This is a genomic window from Paraburkholderia yinzeri, from assembly GCF_046581065.1.
GTDB lineage: Bacteria > Pseudomonadota > Gammaproteobacteria > Burkholderiales > Burkholderiaceae > Paraburkholderia.
Genome location: NZ_JBFOCJ010000001.1, coordinates 1,344,213 through 1,358,676, shown reverse-complemented (window position 1 = coordinate 1,358,676; position 14,464 = coordinate 1,344,213). Strand labels below are relative to the sequence as shown.

The following is a 14,464-nucleotide window of genomic DNA, read 5'->3' as shown; positions in this document are numbered from 1 at the left end:
CCTGTTGTGCGTACCGTTTGTGCCTGGTTTGTGCCTGAAGCGGTGCCGCTTAGTTACGCACCGGCTTGCCGGTCTGCAACATGCCCATGATGCGTTCCTGCGTCTTCTGCGTGCCGAGCAGGTCGACGAAAGCGCGGCGCTCGAGCGCGAGCAGCCATTCTTCGTCGACGAGGCTGCCCGCCTCCACGTCGCCGCCGCAGACCGCTTCGGCGATGCGGCTCGCGATCAGGAAGTCGTGGTCGCTGATGAAGCGGCCGTCGCGCATGCCGACGAGCGATGCCTTGATCGTCGCGATGGCCGAGCGGCCCGCCACGGGAATCTGCTTCGGGCGCAGCGGCGCGCGGTAGCCCGACGCGCTCAGGGCACGCGCTTCCTTCTTCGCGGTGTCGAGCAGTTCGAACACGTTGAAGACGATCTTGTCGGTCGGCTTCACGTAGCCCATCTCGCGTGCGTCGAGGCCCGACGTCGACACCTTGGCCATCGCGGCGTTCTCGAACGACTTCTGCAGGAAGCGCAGCAGATCGCTCGGTGCGGCGCCCACGGCAGCGGCCGCATCGGCGGCGCGCAACGCGGCTTCCTTCAGGCCGCCGCCTGCGGGCACGAGGCCCACGCCCACTTCGACAAGACCGACATAGCTCTCGATGTGCACGACGCGCTTCGCGCTATGCAGCATCAGCTCGCAACCGCCGCCGAGCGCGATGCCCGACACGGCCGCCACGACCGGCACGTTCGCGTACTTAACGCGCATCATGCTGTCCTGGAACTTCTTCACGAACGGCTCGATGCCCTTGGCGCCGCCCATCATGAAGGCGGGCATGGCTTCTTCGAGGTTCGCACCGGCCGAGAACGGGCCGCCCGGCGCGCCGAGCTTCAGCGACGTCGGTTGCCAGATCACGACGCCCTTGTAGCCTTCCTCGGCGATCTCGATGGCCTTCACGAGGCTGTCGAGCACGCCCGGGCCCATCGTGTTCATCTTGCTCTTGTACGAGACGATGACGACGTCGTCCTCGCCCGCGCGGTCGTCCACCCACGCGCGCAGATGCTCATTCTCGAACAGCGTCTTGCCCCAGGTCTTCGGATCGCGCGCGTTCGATTCGCCGAACAGCGCCGCGCGGAACACCTGGCGCTCGTACACCGGCAGGTTCGAGCGCGGCACGAAGCGTTGCGCAGCCGGCGACCACGAGCCTTCGGCGCCATGCACGCCACCGTTTGCCGCCACCGCACCTTCGAACACCCATGCGGGCAGCGGCGCGTTCGAGAGCGTCTTGCCGGCGTCGATGTCTTCCTTGACCCACTCGGCCACCTGCTTCCAGCCGGCGGCTTGCCAGCCTTCGAACGGACCTTCGTTCCAGCCGAAGCCCCAGCGGATCGCGAGGTCGACGTCGCGCGCGTTGTCAGCGATCGACTGCAGATGCACGCCGATGTAATGGAACACGTCGCGGAAGATCGACCAGAGGAACTGGGCTTGCGGATGCTGGGTCTCGCGCAGCAGCTTCAGGCGTTCGGCGGGCGGACGCTTGAGGATGCGGCCGACGATTTCGTCGGCCTTGCCGCCCGCGTCGACGTACTCGCCCTTCTCGGCGTCGAGCACCTTGATCGCCTTGCCTTCCTTGCGATAGAAGCCGCCGCCGGTCTTTTGACCGAGCGCGCCCTTGGCGACGAGCGCGGCCAGCACGGCCGGCGTCTCGTAGACCGGGAAGAACGGATCGTCCTTCAGGTTGTCCTGCATCGTCTTGATGACGTGGGCCATCGTGTCGAGGCCCACGACATCCGCCGTGCGGAATGTCGCCGACTTCGCGCGGCCAAGGCGGCTGCCCGTCAGGTCATCCACTTCGTCGAAGCGCAGACCGAACTTCTTCGCCTCGGCAATCACCGCGAGGATCGAGAAGATGCCGACGCGGTTCGCAATGAAGTTCGGCGTGTCCTTCGCGCGCACGACGCCCTTGCCTACCACGCTCGTGAGGAAGGTTTCGAGCTGGTCGAGGATTTCCGGCTTCGTGTGCGCGGTCGGAATCAGCTCGACCAGATGCATGTAGCGCGGAGGATTGAAGAAGTGCACGCCGCAAAAGCGTGCCTTGAGCGCCTCGTCGAAACCGTCGGAGAGCGCCGTGATCGACAGGCCCGAAGTGTTGCTCGCGAAGATCGCGTTTGGACCGAGGTGCGGCGCAACCTTCTTGTACAGGTCGTGCTTCCAGTCCATGCGCTCGGCGATTGCCTCGATCACGACGTCGCACTCGGCGAGCTTCGCGATGTCGTCTTCGTAGTTCGCGGGCGTGATGTACTGCGCGTCGTCCTTCACGCCGAACGGCGCGGGCGAGAGCTTCTTCAGGTTCTCGATCGCCTTGAGCGCGATGGCGTTCTTCGGGCCTTCTTTCGCAGGCAGATCAAAGAGGAGCACGGGCACGCGGGCGTTGATCAGGTGCGCGGCGATCTGCGCGCCCATCACGCCGGCGCCGAGCACGGCCACCTTGCGAATATTGAGATTGCTCACGTTGTTCCTCCAGCGGATATGCAATGTTGAGCGCGATATTGCGTAAATGGGGGTGAGGGCGGCGCCAGCAGCACGTCGGTGCGGCGCCGCGTTCGGACATCGGAGAAGCGGAGCGCCGCGCGTACCGCGCAGGCGCCCCGTAGGCTTTTAGAACAGCGCTTCGTCCACTTCCATCAGCGTCTTCGAGCCCGCGCGAGCCTGGCGGATCGAGGTCGCCGTTTCCGGCAGCAGCTTCGCGAAGTAGAAGCGCGCGGTAGCCAGCTTCGACTTGTAGAACGGATCGCCCGAAGCTTCCTTGTCGAGCGCAATGCGCGCCATGCGCGCCCAGAAGTACGCGAACACGAGGTGGCCCGCAGTGCGCAGGTACGGCACCGCGGCCGCGCCCACTTCGTCGGGGTTCTGCATGGCCTTCATGCCGATTTCCATCGTGAGCTTCTGCACCTTGTCGCCGATATCGGCGAGCGGGTTCACGAACTCCTGCATCTCCGGCTTGATGCCTTCGGCTTCGACGAATTCGGTCACGAGCTTGCCGAACTTCTTGAGCTTGGCGCCCATGTCGCCCAGCACCTTGCGGCCCAGCAGGTCGAGCGACTGGATCGTGTTCGTGCCTTCGTAGATCTGGTTGATGCGCGCGTCGCGCACGTATTGCTCCATGCCCCACTCGGAGATGAAGCCGTGGCCGCCGAACACCTGCATGCCGAGGTTCGTGCTATCGAACGCGTTGTCGGTCAGGAACGCCTTGATGATCGGCGTGAGCAGCGCCACGAGATCCGCCGCTTCCTTGCGCTCGGCTTCGTCGGCGTGCGAAAGCTCCTTGTCGATCTGCAGCGCCGACCAGTACGTGAACGCACGGGCGCCTTCGGCCCAGGCCTTCTGCGTGAGCAGCATGCGGCGCACGTCCGGGTGCACGATGATCGGATCGGCGGGCTTGTCCGGCGCCTTCGGGCCGGTCAGCGAGCGCATCTGCAGACGGTCCTTCGCGTAGGCGAGCGAGTTCTGGTACGCGACTTCGGTAAGGCCGAGACCCTGCATGCCAACGCCGAGGCGCGCCGCGTTCATCATCACGAACATGGCGTTCAAGCCCTTGTTCGGTTCGCCGACGAGCCAGCCCTTCGCGCCGTCGAGGTTCATCACGCAGGTCGCATTGCCGTGGATGCCCATCTTGTGCTCGATCGAGCCGCATTTGATGCCATTGCGCTCGCCAGGTTCGCCCGCGACGGTCGGAATGAGCTTCGGCACGACGAAGAGCGAGATGCCCTTGGTGCCCGGGGGCGCGTCCGGCAGACGCGCAAGCACGAGGTGGACGATGTTCTCCGACATGTCGTGCTCACCGCTCGAAATGAAGATCTTCGTGCCGGTGATCGCATACGAGCCGTCGGCGTTCGGCTCGGCTTTGGTACGCAGGATGCCCAGGTCGGTGCCGCAGTGCGGCTCGGTCAGGCACATCGTGCCGGTCCAGGTGCCTTCCACGAGCTTCGGCAGATAGGTCTGCTGCAGCTCGGGCGTGCCGTGCGCGTGCAGACACTCATAGGCGCCGTGCGAGAGACCGGGATACATGGTCCACGCCTGGTTCGCCGAGTTGAGCATTTCGTAGAGCGCGTTGTTCACGAACGCGGGCAGGCCCTGCCCGCCGTACTCGGGATCGCAGCCGAGCGCCGGCCAGCCTGCTTCGACATACTGCTTGTACGCTTCCTTGAAACCCGCCGGCGTGGTGACGACGCCGTCGCCGGCATACGTGCAGCCTTCGCGGTCGCCGACCTGGTTCAGCGGAAACAGCACCTCGGAGCAGAACTTGCCGGCCTCCTCGAGCACCTGGTTGATCGTGTCGGCGTCGAGGTCGGCGTGCTTCGGCATCTGCTTCACTTCGCCTTCCACGTTCAGCAACTCGTGCAGCACGAACTGCATGTCGCGCAGCGGCGCGGTGTACTGTCCCATCTCTACTCTCCCAAGATTGAGCGTTGCCAGTTTGTTGCCGCCGCGACGCAACCGCCGCCGTCAGCCGCTACTGGCTTTGGCTCTGATACGAAACAATCAGTTTTTCGAGCGCGGCCCACGCATAATCGACGGCGTCCGGCAGATGCAGGAAGCGGCCATCATGATGCAGACCGAGCGTTACGCTATAGAGTTCGAACAACATCAACTGCGGATCGGTATCGCGGCGCAGATGCCCTTCTTCGATCGCCTGCGAAATCGCCCGCAACAGCGCGGCGCGCCACATCGTGACGCTTTCGACCAGACGCTCGCGCACCTGGCTGTCGGCACGATCGTCGTACTCGACCGCGCCGCTGATGTAGATGCAGCCGGTCGTGACTTCGTGAATGCGCTTTTCGAACCACCGCGACAGCATCGCACGCAGACGAGGCAACCCACGCGGTTCGCGCAAGCTCGGAAAGAAGACTTCTTCCTCGAATCGGCGGTGATACTCGCGCACCACCTCGGCCTGCAGATCCTCGCGCGACCCGAAATGCGCGAAGACCCCGCTCTTGCTCATCTGCATGCGCTCCGCCAGCAGGCCGATGGTCAGGCCTTCCAGTCCGTCCCGGCCCGCCAGGTCGAGTGCTGCATCCAGAATCGCGGCTCGTGTCTGTTCGCCTTTTCGCATAGCTTTTTTTACCGTAACGATGTGACCCGTTCGGGCCTGAAGTAAAAATCGAACGGCCGTACTATTGTTGGCGACAGCCGTCCGTGAGACAAGGAATTTATTAGAAACCGATTTCTAACCGGTTCTCTAATTCTGGGGCATCGGAAGGTGCGCACAAGCGAACTTTCCTCCGGACTTTTCCCCGATTGCTCCCTGGTTAATTCATATGGCAGGTGCGCCTAGTCGTAGCCGCCCACCGTGAGCAGCTTCATCACCGCGCGGTAGCCCGCATAGGCCAGCCAGTTCATGGCCCGCTCGAACACCGGGCGCGCCTCGTAACGCGCGCGGTCGATCTGCGTGGCGTCGCCGAACGCCTCGAGGATCGCGTCGCGCAGTTGCTGGATCTGCGGATGCAGCACCATCAGCACGTTCGCCTCGTTGTTGAGCACGAGGCTCAGCGCGTCGAGATTCGAGGAGCCCACGGTACCCCAACGCGAATCGACGACGGCCACCTTGCCGTGCAGCATGGTCTTTTCGTACTCGGCAATCTGCACGCCCGCCGTGAGCAGCGCGTGATACAGGAAGGGCACGCCGTAGTCGAGGACCTTGAACTCTTTTCGTCCTATCAATAGCCGCACCGAAACACCGCGCCCCGCCGCCTCGACGAGTGCGCGGCGCAGCCGCCGTCCCGGCATGAAATACGGATTGGCGAGCAGCACCTCCTCGCGGGCTTCGCCAATGGCATCGAGATAGGCCTTCTCGATCGCCCGCCGGTTGACGACGTTGTCGCGCGCGACGAACGCCACGCACGGCACGCGGGCGTTGCGCGGGTCGGGCACGCTCGCGCGCAAACGCGCACGCAGGCGCTCGATGACGCCCGCGGCACGGCCCGGGGGCACGACGGGCGCAAGCTCGCGCAACATCTCGTCGAGCGCCTCGGTGGGGCGGCCAGCACCATGGCCGGTGGGATGCGGCGCCATGAAGCCCGCGCTCGCGGGCACGCCGGGAAAGCGCGGCACCGCCGAAGGCTGCGGCAACGGCGGCCGGTGGCCGAGCCGGATGCGGCGCCACTGCAGTTCAATGGCCTCGCGCACGTCCACGACCACGGGACCGCTCAACCCGACGCCGAAGTCCCAGCGCGGGAACGGCAGTTCGTGACCGTCCTGCCAAAGATCGTCGACGACGTTGATGCCGCCGCAATAAGCGTACCGGTCGTCGATCACGGCAAGCTTGCGGTGCGTGCGCGAGAAGCCGAACTGGCCGAAGATGCGCGCGTTGTAGACGCGATGCTCGACGCCGGCCGCGGGCCACGCGTCGAAGAGCGCGATATGCGGACTGCCGATGCCGTCGGTGATCACGCGCACGCGCACGCCGCGCGCGGCGGCGCGTACGAGCGCGTCGGACAGGGCGCGGCCGATGCTGTCGTCGCAGAAGATGTAGGTTTCGAGCGCGACGTCGTTCGTGGCGGCGTCGATGCCCTCGATCATGGCGCCGAAAAGCGCCGCGCCCGAAGCCAGCAGCCGCACCTCGTTACCGCTCGTGAAACGATAGCGCGAGCGGTAGCGCTGCCCCAGCAGCAGGTCGCGCAAACGGACGGCACGGCGTGGGTCGATATCGCTCACGCGCGCGCTCCGCGAAGACGGTCGGGCAATTGCAGGATCGCTTCGCGGTTGGACGACGAGAAGCACCGCGCGGCCGCTTCCTGGTACGGCAGCCACAGATACGCGAGATGCTCGCGCGGCGAGAGCGTAATGGGCGTGCCGGGCGGCACCTGGAGGCTGAACCAGTGCTCGGTGTTGCGCGTGATGCCGGGCGCGTAGCGATGGCGCCAGACGGAATAGATCTCGTATTCGATCTCGTGGCGCCAGTCGAACAGCGCCTCTGCGCTCACGCCCGCCGAGCCCACGACGATGCCGGTTTCCTCGGCCACTTCACGCACGGCCGTCTCGGCAAAAGGTTCGTCGGGACGGTCCTTCGAACCCGTCACCGACTGCCAGAACCCCGGGCGGTCGGCACGCTCGATGATGAGCACGTCAAGCTGCGGTGTGTGAATGACGACGAGTACGGATTCCGGAATCTTCGGCGGCTTCTGCATGGTGACGGAGCGTGGGTGGACCGCTGGAGGAAATGTAACGCAAAAAGCAAAAAAGGCGCACGATGCGCCTTTTCTGCATTGCGTCGAGTCGCGCGGCGCGCTTACTGCGCGGCCTTCTGCTCGGGCTGACGCAGACGGATATGCAGCTCGCGCAACTGCCGCTCGTCGACGGGGCTCGGCGCCTGCGTGAGCAGACACTGGGCGCGTTGCGTCTTCGGGAACGCGATCACGTCGCGGATCGAGTCGGCGCCGGCCATCATCGTGACGATGCGGTCCAGACCGAATGCGATACCACCGTGCGGCGGCGCGCCGTACTGGAGCGCATCCAGCAGGAAGCCGAACTTCGCGCGCGCTTCTTCCGCATTGATCTTGAGCGCGCGGAACACCTTGCTCTGCACGTCTTCCTGATAGATACGCACCGAGCCGCCGCCGATTTCCCAGCCGTTCAGCACCATGTCGTACGCCTTCGCAAGACAGCGGCCCGGATCCGTTTCGAGGTATTCCAGGTGCTCGTCCTTCGGGCTCGTGAACGGGTGGTGCGCGGCCACGTAGCGGTTTTCTTCCTCGTCGTACTCGAACATCGGGAAGTCGATCACCCACAGCGGCTTCCAGCCCTTCTCGACCAGACCGTTGGCCTTGCCGAACTCCGAATGGCCGATCTTCAGGCGCAGCGCGCCCAGGCTGTCGTTCACAACCTTCGCGCGGTCGGCCGCGAAGAAGACGATGTCGCCGTCCTGCGCGCCGGTGCGCTCGAGGATCGCCGCGATCGCCGCGTCGTGCAGGTTCTTGACGATCGGGCTTTGCAGACCGTCACGGCCCTTCGCGGCCTCGTTGACCTTGATCCACGCGAGACCCTTGGCGCCGTAGATGCGCACGAATTCCGTGTAGCCGTCGATGTCGCCGCGCGAGAGCTCGCCGCCCTTCGGCACGCGCAGCGCCGCGACGCGGCCGTCCTTCGTGTTGGCCGGTGCGCTGAACACCTTGAAATCGACGTCCTTCATGGCGTCGGTCAGCTCGGTGAATTCGAGCTTCACGCGCAGGTCCGGCTTGTCCGAACCGAAGCGGCTCATGGCTTCCGAGTACTGCATCACCGGGAACTTCGCGTCGAGCTCGACGCCGATCGTTTCCTTGAACACGTGACGCGCCATGTCCTCGAACAGATCGCGGATTTCCTGCTCGCCGAGGAACGACGTTTCGCAGTCGATCTGCGTGAATTCGGGCTGACGGTCGGCGCGCAGGTCTTCGTCGCGGAAGCACTTGACGATCTGGTAGTAGCGATCGAAGTTCGCCACCATCAGGAGCTGCTTGAAGAGCTGCGGCGACTGCGGCAGCGCGAAGAACTGGCCCGCGTTCACGCGCGACGGCACGAGGTAGTCGCGCGCGCCTTCCGGCGTGCTCTTCGTGAGCATCGGCGTTTCGATGTCGATAAAGCCGAGCGCGTCGAGATACTTGCGCACGGCCATCGTCACGCGGTAGCGCAGGCGCAGGTTGTGCTGCATCTGCGGACGGCGCAGATCGAGCACGCGGTGCGTGAGGCGCGTGGTTTCCGAGAGGTTGTCGTCGTCGAGCTGGAACGGCGGCGTGACCGATGCGTTGAGCACGGTCAACTCGTGGCACAGCACCTCGATCTTGCCGCTCGTGAGGTTCGCGTTGACCGTGCCTTCCGGACGGTTGCGCACCACCCCTTTGATCTGCACGCAGAACTCGTTGCGCACGCCTTCGGCAACCTTGAACATCTCGGCGCGATCCGGGTCGCAGACCACCTGAACGAGGCCCTCGCGATCGCGCAGGTCGATGAAGATGACGCCGCCGTGATCGCGGCGGCGATGCACCCATCCGCACAGCGAAACAGTTTGGCCCAGCAGCTGTTCGGTCACCAGACCGCAGTATTCAGATCTCATCGACATGATGTTCGTCTTTCGTTATGCATGAATTGAACGGGCGGGGCGCACACGGCATACGGGCAGCCGGCGCGGCGCCCGGTATTACATCGGAGGATCGATGGGACGGCGCGCAGGCGCAGCCGGGGCGACGACGCCCATCGAGACAATATACTTGAGCGCGGCGTCGACGGTCATGTCGAGCTCGATCGCCTCGCGTTTCGGCACCATCAGGAAGAAGCCCGACGTAGGATTCGGCGTGGTCGGCACATAGACGCTCACGTGGTCTTCCTGCAGGTGGTTCGCCACGTCGCCGCCCGGAATGCCGGTGAGGAAGGCAATCGTCCACGACCCCTTGCGCGGGTATTCGATCAGGAGCGCCTTGCGGAATGCGTTGCCGTTGCTCGAAAGCAGTGTATCGGAAACCTGCTGGACGCTGCTGTACAGCGGTCCCACGAGCGGGATGCGCCGCACCAGTGCGTTCCACCACGACACCAGCTTCTGCCCGATGAAATTCTGGGTGAAGAGCCCGACCACGAAGATGAACGCGAGCGTGAGCACGGCGCCGAGCCCCGGCAGGTGCTGGCGCGGCTGCCACGCTTCGGGCAGGAGCAGCAAAGTCTGATCCATCGTGCCGATAATCAGGCTCAACACCCACAACGTAATGCCGAGCGGCACCAGCACCAGCAAGCCGGTCAGGAATATCGTCTTGAGCGTCGCTTTCTTCGTCGTCATGTGCACCGCCATTGGGGCCGCGGCGTAGCGCGCGGCTCTCGTGCGGCCCGGTTCGCGAAAACCGGACCGCGGTTTCTCAGGTGGCTCCTGTCGTGCTCGCCGTCGAGCCCGTACTCGCCGCCGGGGCGCTCGAAGCTGCCGGCGCCGCCGTGCTCTCTCCCGCCGGCTTGCTGCTTTCCGGCGACGAGGCGGCATCCTCGGTCGCCACCTTCTCGCCGGACGCCGCGCCGCTCGCGCCACTGCCGCCGCCGTTATTGCCGCCGCGGAAATCGGTGACGTACCAGCCCGAGCCCTTCAACTGGAAGCCGGCCGCGGTAACCTGCTTGCGGAACGCGTCCGCGCCGCAGCTTGGGCACTGCGACAGGGGCGCATCGCTGATCTTCTGCAGCACGTCTTTCTGAAAGCCGCACGACTCGCAGCGATAAGCGTAGATCGGCATGATCTCTATCCTGATGAAATTCTGGTAATTGCCTGCAAAGCCTTGAATTATAGCCGCAAATGCTCCCCCGCCCCGGCAATGGCCGGGCGAGCGGCGGTTGTGGCCAATGTCCCGTTAGTTTGGGGCGACGGCCGGCGACATCAAGGGACGGTCAGGAAGCCCGCGCAGGCAGATCGTTGCGCCGCCATGTCATCCAGCGCTCGCGCCCCTCGAACACCGGCAGCGAAGCCGTGGCCGGCTGATCGTCGAGCAGCGTGAAGTACGGTGACAGGAGCGCATCGAGTTCCGTGCGCACGATCGGGAACGGCGGCCCCTTCTGCGCCTCGCCGATGAAAAAGTAGCCGGCAAGCAACGCGCCCGGCTGGAGCAGCGCCGCCATGCGCAGCGCATAGTTCTCGCGCTGAGCGGGGGGCAGCGCGCACAGGAACGCGCGCTCGAACACCCACTGCGGCACAAACGGCGGTTCGTACGTGTAGAAGTCGGCCTCCTCCACCACGGCCGCGTGCTTGCCGAGCGCCGCGCGCGCACTCGCAACCGCCGCGCTCGCGAAGTCGATGGCTCTCACCTTGCGCCCGCGCCCGGCAAGCCAGCCGGCCTCCCAGGCGTTGCCGCAGCCGGGTATCAGCGCGGCGGCATCAGGATGGGCATTCGCGAACGCCTCGAACTGCGGCTGGACGCCCGCCTGGTCCCAGGGCGTGAAGCCGCGCTCGAAACGCTCGTCCCAGAACGACGGTTGCGCCGGATCGCGCGTGGCAAACTCCGGAGCGGTGGGCGCCGGAGGAGGGGTCGATTCGTTCATGCCGTGTGTCCTTGTCCGCGCAGCACAAAGTGCGCTGCCTCAATCACGTTAGCCGCTTCAGCCACCCACGGCAAACACGATCCACGCGCGCGCCGCCACCACGCCGATCCCCACCGCGATACCGAACACCAGCAGCCCCTGCAGGAGCCGGTTCGTGCGCCGCTGTTCGAGGAGCAACGCGCGGATCGTCTCGTCGCCGACTGCATGCCCCGAATCCTGCCGATGCAGCAGCACCTGATGCACGAGACGCGGCAGTTGCGGCAGCGTTTTGCTCCACTGCGGCGCCTCTATTTTCAAGCGTTCGTACCAGCCGCGCAGGCCGATCTGCTCGGTCATCCAGCGTTCGAGATACGGCTTGGCCGTTTTCCAGAGATCGAGCTCCGGATCGAGCGAGCGCCCAAGGCCCTCGACGTTGAGCATGGTCTTTTGCAGCAGCACGAGCTGTGGCTGGATTTCGACGTTGAAGCGTCGCGAAGTCTGGAAGAGGCGCAGCAGGACCTGGCCGAGCGAAATGTCCTTGAGCGCGCGGTCGAAATACGGCTCGCAGACGGCGCGGATCGCGCTCTCCAGCTCCTCGACGCGCGTGTGGGGCGGCACCCAGCCCGACTCGATGTGCAGCGTGGCGACGCGATGATAGTCGCGCTTGAAGAAGGCGAGAAAGTTCTGCGCGAGGTAGTTCTTGTCGAAGTCCGAGAGCGCGCCGACGATACCGAAGTCGAGCGCGATATAGCGCCCGAAGTGCGCCGGATCGAGGCTCACCTGAATGTTGCCGGGGTGCATGTCGGCATGAAAGAAGCCATCGCGAAACACTTGCGTGAAGAAGATCTCGACGCCCTCGCGCGCCAGCTTGGGAATGTCCACGCCGGCCGCGCGCAGCTTGTCCACCTGGCTGATCGGCACCCCGACCATGCGTTCCATGACGAGCACGTTGCTCGTGCTGAACTCCCAGAACATTTCCGGCACGAGCAGCAGATCGAGACCCGCGAAGTTGCGGCGCAACTGACTGCCGTTGGCGGCCTCGCGCATGAGGTCGAGTTCGTCGTGCAGGTACTTGTCGAACTCGGCCACCACCTCGCGCGGCTTCAGGCGCTTGCCGTCGGCCCACAGGCGCTCGGCCCACACGGCAATGTCGCGCAGCAGCGCGAGATCGGAATCGATCACGGGCCGCATGTTCGGCCGCAGCACCTTCACGGCGACCGCCTTGCCCGCGTGCTGCCCGGACTTCAGCCTCGCGAAGTGCACCTGGGCAATCGAGGCGCTCGCCACCGGCACGCGCTCGAAGTCGTCGAAGATCGCGTCGACCGGCGCGCCGAGCGACTTCTCGATAATGCCGATCGCGACAAGGGAGTCGAACGGCGGCACCTGATCCTGCAGGCGAGCGAGTTCGCTGGCGATGTCGGTCGGCAGCAGGTCGCGGCGCGTGGACAGCACCTGGCCGAACTTCACGAAGATGGGACCGAGACTCTCCAGTGCGAGACGCAACCGCACGCCAGGCGGCTGATCGAACTTGCGACCGATCGTGGTGATGCGAAGCAGCAACCGCACACGGCGGTCATTGATCCGGCTCAACATCATTTCGTCGAGGCCGAAGCGGATAACCGTGAAGAAAATCTTCAGAAAACGCAGGAAACGCATGTTCTAGAGGCCTGTTGTCGGGCGCGGGCCACTTGACGACGTAGCGCCGCCGGCAGCCGTTTTTTGTTCGATGCGCTCGATGCGCTTTTCCACGCGCGCGAGGGCGTCGCGCGCGCGGGAGAGTTCGGCGGACAGGCCGTCCAGCTCGGCGCGCCGCACGAGTTGCGGGTTTTCGTCGAGCAGGTATTCCGTGACCGAGCCAAGTACGTTGCGGCCGGTGCGCAACGCCTGCTCGCCCGCGGCGCGCGCGAAGGAAGCAACGCGCGCGGCACTCGCGTCGCCGATCAGCTTCGCGAGATCTTCCTCGGGCTCCCAGCGCAGATGCTCGGCAAGCTTGCCGATGACCTGCGCGAACTCCGCGTCGCCCTCGATCTTGACGTGCTTCATCACCGCGGACTGACCGCCCTGCACGAACGACGACAGCGCGCCCGCCGGCAACGAGAGCGCGACGTCCGCGTGCTGCACCTCGAGTTCGTCCACGGCGGCAAGATAGCCGTCGGGCTGGACGAGCAGCGTGAGGACGACCGGCGGACACGAGAGTCGCGCCGTCTTTCCCGCATAGGGAGCGAGGCGTTCGCGGGCCCACGTTTCGCGGGCGAGCAGGTGATTGACGGAGGCAGCGAAGGGCTTGGCGGCGAGAGTCATCGGCGTGGGGAACAAGAAAACCCGCGCGGGCAACACAGCCCGCGCGGGCTCCTATTGTAACGTTCGCGAACTGCAATCGCGCCCCAGTGCGGCCTCAGTGCACCCTCAGTGGGTCTCGATCTGCTGGATCCCTGCGAGCAGCCAGCCTTCGCCGGTCAAACGCGACTTCGAAAGATTCCAGATCTCCACGAACGGCTCGGCTGCCGCGCCCTGTGTCTCGCGGATCAGGCCGTAAAAGCGCACGCTCGCGACGGACTCGTTGCCCTGCTCCGCCACGTCGAGCAGATCGGCGTTGAGCTGCACGACATCGGTCTGGTTGGGCTGCGAACCCCGGTCCGCGAGATCGACACGGACCTCGGCAAACATTTCGGGGGTCGTGAATTCGCGGATGTCGTCCATGTTGCCCGCGTCCCAGGCGGCCTGCAGGCGAACGAAGTGCACCTTCGCGCTGCGTAAAAACGCCTCGGTATCGAAGCCTGCCGGGACCGACGGCGCCGCGGCAATCTGCGGCGTGGTGAGCGGATTGGCTTCCGGCGCGAGGGACTGGCCCGTGGGCGGCGCGCTATAGCGCGGCTCCTGGGGATAGCCATGCATCTGGGTCAGGCCGCCCGACGGCGGCAAGCCGGCACCGCCCGTCTGATATGCCGCCGGAACGGCACGGCGGCGGCTCATGAGCTTGCGGATCAGCCAGATGGCGACGAACGCGATCAGCGCGATCACGATGGCATTGGCCATCGCGCCCGCAAATGCCTCACCAAGGCCGAAGTGCGAAAGCAGCGCCGCGATGCCGAGGCCGGCCGCAAGGCCTGCGATGGGGCCGAGCCAGCGATTGCGCGCGGGCGCGGCGGCTGCGGCGGGCACCGGTGCGGGCGCGGCGGGCTGGGCGCGTTGCGCCTGACCAGGCTGCTGCGAGGACGTGGGCGAGTTGGGCTGCGCAGGCGGCGGCGTGGTGCTGCGCTGCGAAGCGACGGACGATTGTTTGCCGATGCTGCGGCTGCCGCCCATGCGGCGGGCTTCGGCGTCGAACGAGGCGAAGCTGCCGGCAATCATCACGCCGGTGACAGCCAGCACTCCGATCCGTCTGGCCCACTGCAATGAAAGCTTTGAGAAAGCATTGACGCGGGGCTCAGACATGACAGAATTTCCTTTAGAGACAGAGATTTG

At 65.4% G+C, this 14,464-nt stretch carries 11 protein-coding genes and 1 pseudogene; all 12 read right to left on the bottom strand.

What is annotated here, in order from left to right:
• Positions 1-49: 49 nt before the first annotated feature.
• The gene (locus tag WJ542_RS06535; RefSeq protein WP_411188498.1) at positions 50-2,491 is read right to left on the bottom strand and encodes a 3-hydroxyacyl-CoA dehydrogenase/enoyl-CoA hydratase family protein; all 2,442 of its coding nucleotides are present in this window, start codon (positions 2,489-2,491) and stop codon (positions 50-52) included.
• A 147-nt stretch (positions 2,492-2,638) separates the two neighbouring features.
• On the bottom strand, positions 2,639-4,426 hold the full coding sequence (locus WJ542_RS06530) for an acyl-CoA dehydrogenase C-terminal domain-containing protein (protein ID WP_411188497.1): 1,788 nt from the start codon (positions 4,424-4,426) through the stop codon (positions 2,639-2,641).
• 67 nt (positions 4,427-4,493) lie between these two features.
• Positions 4,494-5,093 carry a TetR/AcrR family transcriptional regulator gene (locus WJ542_RS06525; RefSeq protein ID WP_411188496.1) on the bottom strand — a complete coding sequence of 200 codons (600 nt, stop codon included), beginning with the start codon at positions 5,091-5,093 and terminating at the stop codon, positions 4,494-4,496.
• Positions 5,094-5,311: 218 nt separating this feature from the next.
• Positions 5,312-6,628 (bottom strand): annotated as a pseudogene (locus WJ542_RS06520) (phospholipase D-like domain-containing protein); the annotation flags it as partial.
• A 62-nt stretch (positions 6,629-6,690) separates the two neighbouring features.
• Positions 6,691-7,167, bottom strand: a complete 477-nt coding sequence (nudB, locus tag WJ542_RS06515) for a dihydroneopterin triphosphate diphosphatase (protein WP_411188495.1) — start codon at positions 7,165-7,167, stop codon at positions 6,691-6,693.
• 101 nt (positions 7,168-7,268) lie between these two features.
• The gene (gene aspS / locus WJ542_RS06510; RefSeq protein ID WP_411188494.1) at positions 7,269-9,074 is read right to left on the bottom strand and encodes an aspartate--tRNA ligase; all 1,806 of its coding nucleotides are present in this window, start codon (positions 9,072-9,074) and stop codon (positions 7,269-7,271) included.
• Positions 9,075-9,152: 78 nt separating this feature from the next.
• Positions 9,153-9,782, bottom strand: coding sequence for a DUF502 domain-containing protein (locus WJ542_RS06505; protein WP_027794341.1), 630 nt, complete (start codon positions 9,780-9,782; stop codon positions 9,153-9,155).
• A gap of 76 nt (positions 9,783-9,858) precedes the next feature.
• Positions 9,859-10,221: an FmdB family zinc ribbon protein gene (locus WJ542_RS06500; RefSeq protein ID WP_411188493.1), complete on the bottom strand. Its 363-nt coding sequence runs from the start codon at positions 10,219-10,221 to the stop codon at positions 9,859-9,861.
• Positions 10,222-10,372: 151 nt separating this feature from the next.
• Positions 10,373-11,020 carry a class I SAM-dependent methyltransferase gene (locus WJ542_RS06495; protein ID WP_411188492.1) on the bottom strand — a complete coding sequence of 216 codons (648 nt, stop codon included), beginning with the start codon at positions 11,018-11,020 and terminating at the stop codon, positions 10,373-10,375.
• Between the two features lie 57 nt (positions 11,021-11,077).
• Positions 11,078-12,655, bottom strand: a complete 1,578-nt coding sequence (ubiB, locus tag WJ542_RS06490) for a ubiquinone biosynthesis regulatory protein kinase UbiB (RefSeq protein WP_411188491.1) — start codon at positions 12,653-12,655, stop codon at positions 11,078-11,080.
• Positions 12,656-12,658: 3 nt separating this feature from the next.
• Positions 12,659-13,300, bottom strand: a complete 642-nt coding sequence (locus tag WJ542_RS06485; protein WP_411188490.1) for a ubiquinone biosynthesis accessory factor UbiJ — start codon at positions 13,298-13,300, stop codon at positions 12,659-12,661.
• 105 nt (positions 13,301-13,405) lie between these two features.
• Positions 13,406-14,434 carry a Tim44 domain-containing protein gene (locus WJ542_RS06480; RefSeq protein WP_411188489.1) on the bottom strand — a complete coding sequence of 343 codons (1,029 nt, stop codon included), beginning with the start codon at positions 14,432-14,434 and terminating at the stop codon, positions 13,406-13,408.
• Positions 14,435-14,464: the final 30 nt, after the last annotated feature.

Excerpts from the sequence above, each read along its gene's own strand:
- WJ542_RS06525 (WP_411188496.1), bottom strand. The coding sequence starts at position 5,093 with ATGCGAAAAGGCGAACAGACACGAGCCGCGATTCTGGATGCAGCACTC.
- ubiB (WP_411188491.1), bottom strand. The coding sequence starts at position 12,655 with ATGCGTTTCCTGCGTTTTCTGAAGATTTTCTTCACGGTTATCCGCTTC.
- WJ542_RS06500 (WP_411188493.1), bottom strand. The coding sequence starts at position 10,221 with ATGCCGATCTACGCTTATCGCTGCGAGTCGTGCGGCTTTCAGAAAGAC.
- nudB (WP_411188495.1), bottom strand. The coding sequence starts at position 7,167 with ATGCAGAAGCCGCCGAAGATTCCGGAATCCGTACTCGTCGTCATTCAC.
- WJ542_RS06530 (WP_411188497.1), bottom strand. The coding sequence starts at position 4,426 with ATGGGACAGTACACCGCGCCGCTGCGCGACATGCAGTTCGTGCTGCAC.
- WJ542_RS06485 (WP_411188490.1), bottom strand. The coding sequence starts at position 13,300 with ATGACTCTCGCCGCCAAGCCCTTCGCTGCCTCCGTCAATCACCTGCTC.
- WJ542_RS06505 (WP_027794341.1), bottom strand. The coding sequence starts at position 9,782 with ATGACGACGAAGAAAGCGACGCTCAAGACGATATTCCTGACCGGCTTG.
- WJ542_RS06480 (WP_411188489.1), bottom strand. The coding sequence starts at position 14,434 with ATGTCTGAGCCCCGCGTCAATGCTTTCTCAAAGCTTTCATTGCAGTGG.
- aspS (WP_411188494.1), bottom strand. The coding sequence starts at position 9,074 with ATGTCGATGAGATCTGAATACTGCGGTCTGGTGACCGAACAGCTGCTG.
- WJ542_RS06495 (WP_411188492.1), bottom strand. The coding sequence starts at position 11,020 with ATGAACGAATCGACCCCTCCTCCGGCGCCCACCGCTCCGGAGTTTGCC.